Origin of the sequence: Alteromonas sp. DY56-G5 (assembly GCF_041414725.1) — a bacterium.
In the GTDB taxonomy this organism is placed as follows: domain Bacteria; phylum Pseudomonadota; class Gammaproteobacteria; order Enterobacterales; family Alteromonadaceae; genus Alteromonas; species Alteromonas macleodii.
Genome location: NZ_JANHZQ010000072.1, coordinates 1 through 13,839, shown reverse-complemented (window position 1 = coordinate 13,839; position 13,839 = coordinate 1). Strand labels below are relative to the sequence as shown.

Sequence of the window (13,839 nt, the reverse complement as noted above, 5' to 3'; positions counted from 1 at the left end):
CTGTTCGAGTGAGGTGCGCATTATACGCTGGAAGTTTTCGTTGTCAACACTTTTTGAAAATTTATTTTCTGAAGCGCCTCTCCTAAACTCCCGTCCTTACTGGCCTACAAAGGTAGTAGAGACTTACTTCAGGAGGCTTGCTGTTTTGCTTTTCCCCCGAAGCGGATGCGAATTTTAGGGAAATGAGCGCTCACGTCAACACTTATTTTAAAAAAAGTGTCATATTCGTTTTGAATGCTCGTTTATTCAGCAAAAACACCCTATTTCCAGTATCCCGTCTTCTTTCTCATCTGAAATTTACGCCATATTCCAGGCTTATGCGGCTTTAGCTTTCCTTTGTATTTGAGAATAAAGTCATCAATAGCATCTAAAACGCGCTCGCTATTACGACCATCCCTGTATTTCTCATGGAGATCTACATAAGCATTTATTGCATCAATTACTTCAATAGGCTTCGTAAGCGCGTAATCTATAGCCGCTTCAATTTCACTTGTTTCTGTCACGTCTATTAGATGAGGACCTGGATTAGTATTGCGGAACGTCACCACCGGTTTTTCTTGCATCATAAATTCTAGAATGATGGATGAACTATCGCAAAGAAGCACACTTGCTTCGTTCACACTGTCTAAGTCAACGTTATGTAGATATTTAACGTTATCTATAGACGCAGCTAATTGTTTATAACGTTCCACAATTTCGGAGCCGTGCAGTTTAGGATGAAATGTAAGGATCCAGTTCCAGTCTCTTTCTTTAGCTAATTTCTCGATAGTTTCAAAAACCGACTCGGCCGAACTAATACCTTTAGTAAACGTTGTTCCGTAAAGTATCGTTGGAGGATTTGATGCCGGCGGGCGTTTTCCTTTTATATAGGTATCGACCTTGCACCATCCTGTTTCATAAGCCTTAAAGCTACCATGCTGCTGTTCTAGAATTTTATAGGGTGCTGTACTGCTTGGTCCTTGTGTACAAATTAAGTCAAACCACCCGCGAATGCGGAAATGGGAATCTTCTTGATAGGTCTGTTCGCCACGCTTACCAATAAAGTAGCCATGAAATACGCCTACCTTAATACCAGGAATAAAATGATAAATGTAATTACCGGGAGTCAAAGTCGCGTCGGGATTGAACTCAACAAGCTCTTCAACTGTTGCTAATCTTTTCTCATCGGCAAGTAACAAGTCTTCACAGCTATGCTCCAGATACCACGCTACTTCACCACCACGCTTTCTTATCTCAGATTGAATAGGTCGCAATATTGAATAGGAATAAGGCAGTGCCGCAAATAGTACATAGCGCTTTGACATGAACTCTCCGTAGAAATAGCATTTTGATTTTTTTCTATAGTATATCAGCATTGTTGCTTTAAAAGATTGAAGCTAGCTATCGATAACAAGATTAATCATCAAGTGTTAATGTGTTTTATGCATTTCTTTAAAAAAGGCTTACCATGTCCTGCATAATTTCGCTTAAAGAGAGTTCTATGGCACAACCTGTAATCAGTTTTAAAGGTGTTTCTCCTACATTAGGAAAGAATGTCTATGTTGATGGCTCGGCAAGAATCGTCGGTGATGTAGTTTTAGAAGATGATGCGAGTATTTGGCCGCTGGTAGCAGCTCGTGGCGACGTGAACAAAATTCGTATTGGTGCCCGTTCTAATATTCAAGATGGCAGTGTTTTACACGTTACCCGTAAATCTGAGAAAAACCCCAACGGCTTCCCACTTATTATTGGTGAGGACGTTACCGTTGGGCATAAGTGTATGCTGCACGGCTGCCAGTTGGGTAATCGAATTCTCGTTGGCATGGGCGCTATTGTAATGGATGGTGTTGTTGTTGAAGACGATGTGTTTATTGGTGCAGGTACATTAGTGCCGCCGAACAAAAGATTAGAAAGCGGATTTCTTTACGTTGGAAACCCCATGCAAAAGAAAAGACCGCTCAACGACGCCGAAATGGCATTCCTGAAACAATCTGCCGTTAACTATGTTGTATTGAAAGATGAGTACCTTGAAGAAGCGAACTAGTTTCGCTTCTCACCTTGCTCAACGATAGCCCTGACACGTTTTACAATATCTGAAGTATCGGGGCGCTTTTGTGTCCATATGTAGAATGCTTCAGCCGCTTGCTCAACCAGCATCCCCAACCCATCTATTTGCGTTTTGACACCAAGTTCGGCCGCATCTCTCATAAAGCGCGTGGGTGAGTTTTTATAAACCATGTCGTACACCACTTCACAGTTTTGTAAAACACCATCATTTAAACGGCACGGCAATTCATTGCTTAAACTGGCGGCTGTTGAATTAATAATAATATGAGGCGCAACATCTGCGATATCTTCAAGCGCAGCCACCTGCACTTTAGCGTTTGAAGCGGCACTTGCCACTTCCTCTGCTTTCGCTTTGGTTCTATTGGTGATGGTTAAAGAGGCGGCCCCTGCTTTTAATAACGGGGAGATTACGCCACGGGCTGCGCCGCCGGCACCAATAAGCAACACGCGCTTACCCTTAATTTCCACACCGCTGTTAAGCAAGTCGTTTACCAGCCCTACACCATCAGTGTTGAATCCCCATATTTCACCGCTGTCACCATTCATTAGCGTATTAACAGCTTGTGCATCTTTGGCTGCTTGGTCATCTACCTTTGCCAAGTTGAATGCATCAAGCTTAAAAGGCATGGTGACGTTACAACCTACCGCGCCTTCCTGAGCTAAAAACGCGTTGGCGGCATCTACAAAACCGTCTACTGGCGCAAGCATCTTTTCATAAGAAATCTTTTCTCCCACTTGTTCAGCAAACATTTGATGGATAGTTGGTGATAAACTCTGTGCAATAGGATTTCCAAATACAGCGAATTTTTTCATGGGAATACGAAACTTATTTAATATAAAGAAGAAAAGCGATAATCGTGCTTCGCAGAGTACACCATATGAACGTATAGGTGGAGAGGAGAAAGTACGGGAATTAGCAAATACGTTTTACGACATAATGGAAACCGATCCACTCGCCAATGAACTGCTAGCTATTCACCCCCAGCCATTAGACAGAATTCGTCACGTGTTCTTTCTCTATTTAAGTTTATGGCTTGGTGGTCCTGATGATTATCAGCAGCAGTATGGCCACCCGCGTCTGCGTGCACGCCACCTACCTTATACCGTAACACCGGAGTTAAAAGCTCAGTGGATGTATTGCATGCGAAAAGCCATGTTTAAAACGGTTGAAGATATCGCCTTAGCTCAACAGTTGATAGACGCACTTGATCAACTCGCCAATCACATGGTGAATACAAAATAAAAAAGCGCGTTGAAAGGATTAACCTTTTAACGCGCAACTCCCCTGTTACTGTCTACGCTCTTTATGGCGCATAAAGTAGTGCAATTGTGAAAGCCTAATAGTTAATAAGGCGTAGAACTAATAATTAGAATGTGTAACCCACCGATAAGGTATACACCCAAGGATCTATTTCAATATCACTTACCTTTCCCGCAGCATCACCCACTTTGAAGGTTGCTTCGGTATCTATATCAATGAATCGAACCGATGCATTGACATGCCATTTGGTATCAATTTGGTAATCCATTCCCACCTGTGCTGACAAGCCAAATGAATTATCAAGCGATAGGTCGCTTAAGCCAGCTGTTTCATTCGCACCTGTAAACTCTTCATCAAAGATAAAGGTATAGTTGATACCTGCACCAATGTATGGCTGAAACGCAGAGCTGGCATCATTAAAATAGTAGTTTGCGGTAAGCGTAGGAGGAAGATGCGTGACTTCACCAAGCTGATTACCCGTCCCTAACGGGTCAGCAACAGAAAAATTAACGTCGTGCTTAAAGGGCGTTGCGGCAAGCAGCTCGATATTAATATTGTCAGTAATAAAGTACGCTACATTTAAACCTAGCTGAGTATCGTTATCGATATTAAGAGCCACGCCAAGATCAGTTCCACCCGCGACGATGTTAGAAGTCGATTCGTCAGGAGCAACGGTCGTAAGACCGCCACGAACAATCCAGTCGCCCTGCTGGTGAGCGCTAGCTAAAGGTGAGAGTGCAGCAAGTGTAAGGCAAAGTGCAGATGCAGATAAAAAGTGTTTGCGCATGATGTGTCTCTTTTGTGTTTAACTAAGATGGCGCTACTTTACGCCTGTGGTTAAGAGAAACATTGATCCAGCGCAAGTTTGATAACTCACTGAAACACAGATGATATTCCACCTTGATGTAGATCAAAAAAAACGCCGCATTAACGTTAATACGGCGTTTTTTAGTCATTAAAGATGAAAGCTGCTATCGGCGGTCCGCGTAAGGATTTAAGCGCTGCCTTATTTAATAATTAATCACCAATCAGTAGGTTTTAACCAGTCTGTCAGCTTGGCCTCGGCGCTACCTGGTGCAGGCGTGTAGCAATACTCCCAACGCGCTAGCGGCGGCATCGACATTAGAATTGATTCAGTACGCCCGCCGGTTTGCAGTCCAAATAAAGTGCCCCGGTCGAATACAAGGTTAAATTCAACGTAGCGGCCCCGGCGATAAAGTTGGAAATCACGCTCTCTTTCACCGAAATCAGTTTGCTTACGGCGCTCAACAATAGGAACGTAAGCATCGATAAAGCCATTACCAACAGCCTGCATAAATGCAAATGACTGTTCAAAGCCCCATTCATTCAGGTCGTCGAAGAATAAACCGCCCACTCCGCGAGTTTCATTGCGATGCTTTAAGTAAAAGTAGTCGTCGCACCACTTTTTGTACTTAGGGTAGACATCATCGCCAAACGGCTTACATAATTTTTTAGCAGTATCATGCCAGTGTAAAACGTCATCTTTAAACGGATAAAATGGCGTCAAGTCGAAGCCGCCGCCAAACCACCAGATAGGTGCTTCGCCCTCTTTTTCTGCAATGAAAAAGCGAACATTAGCATGTGACGTTGGGATATACGGGTTATGTGGATGAATAACGAGTGATACACCCATTGCTTGAAAGTTTCTTCCCGCAAGCTCAGGGCGATTAGCCGTTGCTGAAGCAGGCATTTGACTGCCAAACACATGAGAAAAGTTAACGCCGCCTTGTTCAATCACCGCACCATTTTTTAGTACTCGAGAACGGCCACCGCCACCTTCTTCTCGCTGCCAGCTGTCTTCAACAAACTGGCCCTTACCGTCGGCAAGTTCAAGGGTTTGACAGATGGTGTCTTGCAGCCCTAGTAAATAGCTTTTTACTTGTTCTATTACTTCAGGGGCATTTTTACCGTCCAGTAATTCTGCTGATGTCATGCTCTTATTACCTCTGCTGTGTCACCATCGCGAATGGTACTGGGTTTAGTTGCACCGCCTACTTCCCCTTCTACATAGAAAACGGAATCAGCGAATACGGCTTTTGCCTCTTCAGTGGTGATGGCTGGCGGTTGGCCGGTCAGGTTAGCGCTTGTAGAAACTAACGGTTTACCTAACTTGTTGCACAATTCCACTACTACAGGGTGATTAGTTACGCGCACCGCTATTTTACTATGCTTGCCGGTTAACCAAACTGGCGCAGATGACGACTTAGGTAATAGCCAAGTATTAGGGCCTGGCCAGCTCGAAAAAATATCGGTGCGTCTGTCAGGGCGAATGGCGTTATCGTTAACATAAGGCAGTAGCTGACTGTAGTTTGCAGCAATCAAGATCACGCCCTTTTCTACCGGTCGCTGTTTTATCTCTAACAGCGCATTTACAGCGTCTTCATTGTCGGGGTCACATCCGATGCCCATTACCGCTTCGGTTGGATAAACGATTAAACTGCCAGCTTGGAATGCGGCAACAACAGGGTCTACTTCAGGTGAGTTAGCCTCAACGGGGGTAAACGTGTTTACGTTCCCATTTTGGATATCAGACATGGTTTTAATCTCTACGTATAGTTCTTCGTTTAGTTGTTCGTATAATTACTTTTTAAAGCCACAACTAGGCTGAGGACACTGTAACTGCCCCTTTTTATCTATCAATACTCCCCAACCGCAGTCTGGGCAGCTTTCATTTACCGGCGTGAAATTTAGCACATATCGACATTGTGGATAATGGTTGCACGCAAAAAACTGTTTGCCGTATTTGTTAGTACGCGAGATTAGATGCCCTTTCTTACACTTTGGACAATCCACCATAGTATCTTCTTTTTCTTTAATGGGCTCTATGTGATGGCATGAAGGAAAATTGGTACAGCCGATAAACATGCCAAACCGCCCTTTCTTTATGGCTAAGTCGGATGCGCATTCAGGGCAGGCTACACCGTCTAAGGTTTTCAGTATGGTGGTTTGTTTATCGTGAAGTGGCTTACTAAAGCTACATTCCGGATAGCCCGTACACCCGATAAAAGGGCCGGATTTACTGTTCTTTATATGAAGAGGTTTACCGCACTCGGGGCAATCTCCGAAATTATCATCGAGAGCATGCTCGTGCGCTGAAAAGAGTGAATGGTCTATTTTAGACATGTATTGGACGTTAAGGCCTTAAACGCGCTGCAATTTCACAGCGCATTTTTAAGTAAAGATTCAAATACCAGTGACTACAACTGCATTAATGCAGAACACCATCTGGCTCTTCGAACAAAAGATCTTCCATTTGTGCGTAGGCTTTCTCTTTGCCAGGTACGTTGAATAGTACCATTAGCACAACCCACTTCAGGTCTTCCAAGCAAAATTCATTGGAATCAATTTCCATAACGCGATCTATAACCATTTCGCGTGTGGAGGCATCCAACACATTAACCTGTTCTAAGAACATAAGAAAACCGCGACATTCCACATCTAAACGCATTTGTTCTTCATGCGTGTAAATACGGCTTAAGCTAGTGCTAATACCTTTGCAAAAGTACGGTTTGATGTCCGTCTCTTGCAGTGCCGCTAACTTTTCTAACCATGCGAGGGCTTTATAAATCTCATCGTGATGAAATCCTGCGCGCACAAGCTCTTCCGTTAACTCGTCTTGGTCAACACGAATTTCCGTTTCACTGTGAATGAAGTTTTCAAACAGATACATGAGGATATCGAACATATTATTTTCCCCTCAATTTAACGTAACCACCAGGGACAGCGGCCACTAAACCACGCAACTCATATTCTAATAATGATGCCATTGCTTGCGATACAGATAAGGCATTGCGCTGGGCTATGACATCAATAGCGGTGATGTCATAATCCACACTAGCTAATAATTTATCGGTTGCCAAGCTATTCGCTGTACTTTTTTCGTTTTGCTCGTCAACATTCAAGCCTAGTTGTTCCGGCTGAACGCCAACTTCATCTAGAATGTCGCTTATATTTGTTACTAATTTGGCGCCCTGTTGGATTAACCAGTGGCAACCTTCAGCGTAAGCGTTAGCGATATTACCCGGCACAGCGAATACTTCCCGCCCCATATCTGCGGCCAAATTTGCAGTTATCAAGGTGCCACTCTTAATTTTTGCCTCTACCACTAAGGTTCCAAGGGATAACGCTGCGATAATTCGATTTCGCCTTGGAAAATGCCAAGGCTTAGGTCCCTGCCCCGGAAAAAACTCTGTAACGGTAACACCTCCGTCATTGTTGATAGCTTCATAGAGCTTACTATTTTTAGCCGGATATACCTTTTCAGGTCCCGTACCCATTACCGCAATGGTTCCGGTGCTACCAGACAGTGCGCCTTGATGGGCGGCGCTATCAATGCCCATGGCAAGGCCGCTCGTCACTACAACTCCGCTACTAGATAACCCATAAGCAATGTCGTTTGCGGTACGCTTACCCTGAAGGCTGGCCCTTCTGCTCCCCACTATGGCAATCTGCGGTTTTTGAAGTAGGGCTTTGTTTCCCGTGGCAAATAGCGCGAGGGGCGGACTGTCTAATTGCTTAAGTGATTCTGGATAGTCAGGCGATGACAACGGCACGATGTGTCTATTGTCGCTCGCTTGCAGCCAGTTTATTGCTGCATCAATAAGAGGCGGTGAAATGTTGTTAGTGAGTTGTTTAACCTCGTTAGGCAGCGTAGACGCGTTGCTGCCTAAATCGACAGTAGAAAGTTGATACTTTTCGAGAGCCTGTAGCCATAGTTTAGGTGAAACACGCTGAGCGGAAGCCAGCGCTATCCATGCTAATGTTTCGCTGTCTAACTGAGAAGATTGTAGTGCCATTATCGCTCCTAATGCGAGCGACAATGAACCATGCAACGTTTAAGGCTTGGCGACAATGAAGCCGCGCTTTATCCCCTTATTCGCTCGCGTAATTAATCCGTAACTTGCCGCATCAAATGTTTTAAACACAACAACTTCACCTACTTTAAGCGCGGGTTGCGATACTGTATCGATAAACCACTCACCACCAGTGTTCGCGCCGGGTTCATCTACATAGCGTGGACTTTCTTCGTCAATAATGGCTGGACCTTGTGAGTAAAGCCCCAGGACCGTACCTGGCGCTACTTCCATACTGCCTAAATCAAGAATGACAACGTCGTATTTGCCAAGTAAATCGTGATCATGCAAATCTCCAACTATTGCGCCTCGCTGCGAAGTAGCCGGAACAAGTTCAAAGCCTTCAGGATGTTCAAATCCACCCGCCATTAACTTATCACCGCGCTTAGCTTCTTGGTTCGCATCGTCGATGAAAAGCAACATCGTGTTGCTACCTTCATCTTTTTCCACTAGTGAAGCTGTTGAAACATGGGTAACTTGAATACCAAGGATTTCCCCATCAAGATTTCTAATCGTAGCGTGCTTTCTTACTACTCTGTACTGATCGTCGGTACTGAATTGTTGCTGGCTTAACACAAAATCATCAGACGCAAACCTTACGTTTCCATCCTGATTACCCAGCAATTTAGGTAGCGAAGCATAGCTTTCCTCGTCTAGCAGCATATGTTGTCTAATGAATGGAGAGATAGATGTCCACGACAACACATCAACAGGCTTCGGTTTTACTCGCTTATCGGTAGCCGGAGAAAGCTTATAGGAAGGTTTGTCGCGCTTTACACTTAATACAGGCTGCCCATCAACATACCCAACGACGATAACATCGCCCGGGTAAATAAGGTGTGGATTGTCGATTTGGGTGTTGGTTCGCCATAATTCAGGCCAGAGCCAAGGCTCGTTGAGAAAGACGTTAGCGATTGCCCATAGCGTGTCTCCACGCTTTACTGTGTAGGTTTCTGGCGCGCTCTCTTTTAGCTGCAGCGCAAAGGTAGGCAAAGAAAGCAGTGCACCTAAGATAAACAATGCTGCACGACGCGCGTAAATCAATCGCTTTTTCAAATTAACCACCTGCAAATTATTCACTGTCACTTATTGTTGATTTTTCAGACAATAGCACTATATCGGCATAACTAGGTATTCTAATAGGGTTTCGGTAAAAAACTGCACGAAACAGCCCGATATACGTTAGAATAGTAACTTAATAAGCACTGTAAAGTGTGCTGGCAATTAGATCGTATATGAATTTATACAGCGAAAAGGTGAAGTAAGCGAGAAATGGCAATTTTAGACGTATTAAGTTTTCCTGATGAACGTCTTCGCACGGTAGCTAAGCCGGTTGAAGAGGTTAACGACGAAATTAAACAATTGGTATCGGACATGTTCGAAACCATGAAAGACGAGAACGGTATTGGCCTTGCCGCAACGCAAGTTAACCGTCACGTTCAAGTTGTTGTAATGGACGTATCAGAAGATCAAAACGAGCCACGCGTATTTATTAACCCTGAAATCATTCGTAAAGATGGCTCCACGATTAGCGAAGAAGGCTGTTTATCAGTGCCGGGTAATTACGCGAAAGTTGAGCGCGCCGAAGCAATTACGGTAAAAGCGCTAGACCAAAACGGCGAAAACTTTGAGTTGGATGCAGAAGGTTTGTTAGCGATTTGTATTCAGCACGAGCTCGACCATTTAAAAGGTAAACTGTTTATTGATTACCTTTCACCGCTTAAGCGCCAACGTATTCGTAAAAAGCTTGAGAAAGAAGCGCGTCTTGCGGCAAAAGCCTAAGGAATAACGTGACAACTCCATTGAAAGTGATTTTTGCCGGTACTCCGGATTTTGCAGCTAAACATCTATCAGCGTTACTCGAGAGCGAGCACGAAGTCATTGCTGTTTACACCCAGCCTGATAGACCTGCAGGGCGAGGTAAGAAACTTACGGCTAGCCCGGTTAAAGTATTAGCAGAAGAAAACGCCATTCCTGTATACCAGCCTCAATCGCTTAAAGCTCAAGACGCTCAGGAAGAATTAGCCTCGCTCAATGCCGACTTAATGGTAGTTGTTGCTTATGGACTGATACTGCCTACAGCAGTGTTAAACGCACCTAAGCTAGGTTGCATTAACGTGCACGGCTCTATTTTGCCCAAGTGGCGAGGCGCCGCTCCAATCCAGCGTTCAATCTGGGCGGGTGACGCTGAAACTGGCGTAACCATAATGCAAATGGACGAAGGCTTAGATACGGGTGATATGCTGCATATTGCAACATTACCTATTACACCTGAAGACACCAGCGCCACCTTATATGAAAAGCTTGCAGAGCTGGGACCACAAGCGTTGGTCGAGGTCGTTAATGAATTTGATCGTTACACACCTACCAAACAAGATGATTCTCAAGCCACCTATGCGAAAAAGCTATCTAAAGAAGAAGCCCTTATTAATTGGGCAGACGATGCAGAACAAATAGAGCGTAATATCCGCGCCTTCAATCCTTGGCCTGTAGCGTGGATGCAGGTCGAAGATCAGAACGTTAAAGTATGGTCTGCCAGCGTTGTTCCTTTAAATAACGGTGCCACGCCAGGTACGGTAATCAGTGCCAATAAAGAGGGCATTACTATCGCTACGGGGCGCGATGCTCTATGCATTACATCTCTTCAAATTCCTGGCAAAAAGGCGCTTCCAGCGTCAGACGTTATCAATGCTCGCCAAACGTGGTTTGAAGTGGGCCGTTGTCTGACACAAGCGGACTAAACGTGAAACCATTACCCCTTCCCAAACAAAAAAACCTGCGTGCAGATTGTGCGTGGGCCATCTATCAAATTTTAGAGCAAGGCAAGTCATCGCGTGAGTGCTTAGAACGCGTTCAGCGCAGACACAACGCCAAAGATAACGCATGGATTCAAGAGATGTCACTAGGGGTAATGCGTCGCCTTCCCCTTTTACAGCACTGGCTGCGCTCTTTGTTGGATAGGCCTCTAAAAGGCAACAAGAAAGTCATAGAACATCTTATACTTCTTGGTTTGTACCAGCTTAATTTTTCCCGCGTTAGCAACCACGCCGCCGTTGGCGAAACCGTCGCCGCAGCATCTTATTTAAATGCCTCAGGGTTAAAAGGGTTAGTTAATGCGGTACTACGTAATTTTCAGCGAGAGAACCTTGCAGACAAACCTGTAGACGACGCAATCATAAACAGCGGCTTGCCAAAGTGGTTGTTTAAGGCAATAGAGAACGCCTATGGTGACGACGCCGAGCAAGTTCGTAACGAAACGAATGCCATGGCCCCCATTTGGCTTCGCGTAAATAAGTTGCAAACATCCTTGGCAGCATTTACTCAGGCGTTAGATAAAGCAGGGGTTGAATATACCCTTAGCGCAAACCATGCTGATGCCGTAATTCTGACTAAGCGAGAAGACATTACTGCCCTGCCTGGTTTTGAAAAAGGTCACTTTGCGGTACAAGATGGGGCAGCGCAATTAGCCGCACATTACCTAAAGCCTCAAGCGAACGAACGCATTCTAGACTGTTGCGCCGCACCAGGCGGAAAAACAGGGCACATTGTTGAGTCTGCACCTGATACGCAGTACGTATTAGCGCTTGATGCTGATGCTACCCGCCTAAAACGGGTAGAAGAAAACATGACTCGCCTTAAGCACACTGTCGATATCAAGCAAGGTGATGCAGCTAATCCTGATACCTGGTGGGACGGAAAGCCCTTCGACAGAATATTACTGGATGCCCCCTGCTCTGCTACCGGCGTGATTCGACGTCACCCAGATATTCGCTGGCTTCGAAAAGCCAATGACATCGACAATTTAGCACAGCTTCAACGGCGTATATTAGAAACGTTGTGGGGTCTATTAAAGCCAGGCGGCACGCTGCTTTATGCAACATGTTCTATTTTGCCAAAAGAGAACATGGCGCAAATACAGCAGTTTCTCGCCGACACTCCAGATGCCTCGTTATCGCCCATAGTGAAAACAGAAACCGTTGATAAACCCGGGCGCCAGATAACGCCAGGGGAGCAACAAATGGATGGTTTCTATTATGCGAGGCTGGTAAAGTCAGCAGACTGAGTTCAATAGTTGTGCAACGTCACACAGTTAAGACTTGCACGAATATGAAGGCAAAATAATAACGATGAAGATCATCATTTTAGGGGCCGGCCAAGTAGGCGGAACACTTGCTGAAAACTTAGTGGGTGAGAATAACGAAATAACGGTTATTGACTCTGACCCCACTATATTGCGCGCACTTCAAGACCGTCTTGATTTACAAGTAGTAACAGGCGTGGGATCACATCCTGATGTGTTGCGTAAGGCCGGTGCGGAAGATGCAGATATGCTGATTGCCGTAACCAATAGTGATGAAAGCAATATGTTGGCCTGTCAGGTGGCCTACAGCCTATTTAAAACACCCACTAAAATCGCTCGCGTGCGCTCTGAACAGTACATCATTTACCAAGAGCAGCTATATAAGCAGCAAGACATTCCCGTTGACCACATTATCGCTCCTGAGCAGTTGGTAACTAAGGCCATCAAACGTCTTATTGACTACCCGGGTGCACTTCAGGTGGTTGAGTTTGCTGAAGGCAAGGCCAGCCTTGTTGCGGTTAAAGCCTATTACGGTGGCTTATTGGTAGGCCACGCGTTATCTGCGCTTAAAGACCACATGCCTAACGTTGAAACTCGGGTTGCTGCCATTTACCGACGCGGCCGCCCTATTCGCCCGTTAGGTACCACGGTTATTGAGGCCGATGATGAAGTGTTCTTCATTGCCGCTACCAAGCACATTCGCGCAGTAATGAGTGAGCTTCAAAAGCTCGAATCAAGCTACAAACGAATTATGATAGCCGGTGGTGGCTTGATTGGCGCAGGCCTTGCGAAAAAGTTAGAGCACAATCATAACGTTAAGCTTATTGAATACAGCCCAGAAAGGGCCAAATATTTATCTGCGAACTTAGATAAAACCATTGTATTTAGCGGTGACGCGTCTGACCCTGAATTGCTAAGTGAAGAAAATATCGAGCAAGTTGACGCTTTCATAGCCGTTACCAACGACGATGAAGCGAATATCATGTCAGCCATGCTGGCAAAGCGTATGGGTGCACAAAAAGCCATGGTGCTTATCCAGCGAAGTGCTTATGTGGACTTGGTGCAAGGCGGTGAGATAGATATCGCGTTTTCACCTCAACAAGCCACTATCTCGGCGCTACTGACTCACGTACGTCGAGGTGACATTGTAAACGTGTACTCATTACGACGAGGTGCTGCCGAGGCTATTGAAGCGATAGCGCACGGTGATGAAAATACCTCTAAGGTGGTTGGCAAACAAATAGGCGATATTAAACTACCGCCAGGTACCACGATTGGGGCTATTGTTCGAGACGATCAGGTGATTATTGCTCACAGCGATACCAAGATTGAAGCAAACGACCATGTAATTTTGTTCTTGGTTGATAAGAAGTACATCAACGACGTGGAAAAGCTGTTCCAACCCAGCGCATTTTTCTTTGGCTAGCGCTTTTGCAAAGCGTCATAGGTGCCGCAAGATTAAAAGTTGAAGACATAAAAATAAAGGGCGATATTTATCGCCCTCAGACTGTTGAAAAAGCCCTAGACGAAAGTCTGGGGCTTTGATCTAATAGGCATAGTGAAATTCGGAGTGTTCA

General features: G+C 45.1%; 15 protein-coding genes. 6 read left to right on the top strand and 9 right to left on the bottom strand.

Features of this window, described 5'->3' with window-relative positions:
* Window positions 1-260: 260 nt before the first annotated feature.
* Window positions 261-1,304: a UDP-N-acetylglucosamine 2-epimerase gene (locus NO989_RS20750; protein ID WP_014977872.1), complete on the bottom strand. Its 1,044-nt coding sequence runs from the start codon at window positions 1,302-1,304 to the stop codon at window positions 261-263.
* 176 nt (window positions 1,305-1,480) lie between these two features.
* On the opposite strand from NO989_RS20750, the gene NO989_RS20745 reads away from it, so the two are divergent.
* On the top strand, window positions 1,481-2,023 hold the full coding sequence (locus tag NO989_RS20745; RefSeq protein ID WP_014977871.1) for a gamma carbonic anhydrase family protein: 543 nt from the start codon (window positions 1,481-1,483) through the stop codon (window positions 2,021-2,023).
* Here the strand turns inward: NO989_RS20745 and aroE are convergent.
* Window positions 2,020-2,859 carry a shikimate dehydrogenase gene (gene aroE, locus NO989_RS20740; protein WP_014977870.1) on the bottom strand — a complete coding sequence of 280 codons (840 nt, stop codon included), beginning with the start codon at window positions 2,857-2,859 and terminating at the stop codon, window positions 2,020-2,022. The two genes, NO989_RS20745 and aroE, sit on opposite strands and share 4 nt — an antisense overlap.
* Here aroE and NO989_RS20735 point away from each other — a divergent pair.
* Entirely contained in the window at window positions 2,858-3,289 is a 432-nt protein-coding gene (locus NO989_RS20735) for a group II truncated hemoglobin (RefSeq protein WP_014977869.1), read from the top strand. The two genes, aroE and NO989_RS20735, sit on opposite strands and share 2 nt — an antisense overlap.
* A gap of 124 nt (window positions 3,290-3,413) precedes the next feature.
* Here the strand turns inward: NO989_RS20735 and NO989_RS20730 are convergent, their stop codons facing one another.
* The 7 genes from NO989_RS20730 to NO989_RS20700 all read right to left on the bottom strand — a co-directional run bounded on the left by NO989_RS20730 (window position 3,414) and on the right by NO989_RS20700 (window position 9,237).
* Window positions 3,414-4,094, bottom strand: coding sequence for an OmpW family outer membrane protein (locus tag NO989_RS20730; protein WP_014947736.1), 681 nt, complete (start codon window positions 4,092-4,094; stop codon window positions 3,414-3,416).
* A gap of 234 nt (window positions 4,095-4,328) precedes the next feature.
* Window positions 4,329-5,261 (bottom strand): oxygen-dependent coproporphyrinogen oxidase, encoded by a 933-nt coding sequence (hemF, locus tag NO989_RS20725; RefSeq protein ID WP_014977868.1) that lies wholly within the window; start codon window positions 5,259-5,261, stop codon window positions 4,329-4,331.
* The gene (locus NO989_RS20720) at window positions 5,258-5,863 is read right to left on the bottom strand and encodes a Sua5/YciO/YrdC/YwlC family protein (RefSeq protein WP_014977867.1); all 606 of its coding nucleotides are present in this window, start codon (window positions 5,861-5,863) and stop codon (window positions 5,258-5,260) included. Before NO989_RS20720 ends, hemF begins: the two co-directional genes overlap by 4 nt.
* Window positions 5,864-5,908: 45 nt before the next feature.
* A complete protein-coding gene (locus NO989_RS20715) occupies window positions 5,909-6,451 on the bottom strand; it encodes a type I DNA topoisomerase (RefSeq protein WP_014977866.1) in 543 nt (180 codons plus the stop codon).
* A gap of 85 nt (window positions 6,452-6,536) precedes the next feature.
* On the bottom strand, window positions 6,537-7,013 hold the full coding sequence (locus tag NO989_RS20710) for a DUF494 family protein (protein ID WP_014947732.1): 477 nt from the start codon (window positions 7,011-7,013) through the stop codon (window positions 6,537-6,539).
* 1 nt (window position 7,014) lies between these two features.
* Entirely contained in the window at window positions 7,015-8,124 is a 1,110-nt protein-coding gene (dprA, locus tag NO989_RS20705) for a DNA-processing protein DprA (RefSeq protein ID WP_014977865.1), read from the bottom strand.
* A gap of 39 nt (window positions 8,125-8,163) precedes the next feature.
* Window positions 8,164-9,237, bottom strand: a complete 1,074-nt coding sequence (locus NO989_RS20700; protein WP_014977864.1) for a LysM peptidoglycan-binding domain-containing protein — start codon at window positions 9,235-9,237, stop codon at window positions 8,164-8,166.
* Between the two features lie 216 nt (window positions 9,238-9,453).
* On the opposite strand from NO989_RS20700, the gene def reads away from it, so the two are divergent.
* From def to trkA, 4 genes are all read left to right on the top strand, one after another.
* Window positions 9,454-9,963: a peptide deformylase gene (gene def / locus NO989_RS20695; protein ID WP_371343135.1), complete on the top strand. Its 510-nt coding sequence runs from the start codon at window positions 9,454-9,456 to the stop codon at window positions 9,961-9,963.
* 8 nt (window positions 9,964-9,971) lie between these two features.
* A complete protein-coding gene (fmt, locus tag NO989_RS20690; RefSeq protein WP_371343134.1) occupies window positions 9,972-10,922 on the top strand; it encodes a methionyl-tRNA formyltransferase in 951 nt (316 codons plus the stop codon).
* Between the two features lie 2 nt (window positions 10,923-10,924).
* Window positions 10,925-12,244, top strand: coding sequence for a 16S rRNA (cytosine(967)-C(5))-methyltransferase RsmB (gene rsmB, locus NO989_RS20685; RefSeq protein ID WP_371343133.1), 1,320 nt, complete (start codon window positions 10,925-10,927; stop codon window positions 12,242-12,244).
* A 64-nt stretch (window positions 12,245-12,308) separates the two neighbouring features.
* Window positions 12,309-13,688 (top strand): Trk system potassium transporter TrkA, encoded by a 1,380-nt coding sequence (gene trkA / locus NO989_RS20680; protein ID WP_014947726.1) that lies wholly within the window; start codon window positions 12,309-12,311, stop codon window positions 13,686-13,688.
* Window positions 13,689-13,839 lie beyond the last annotated feature (151 nt).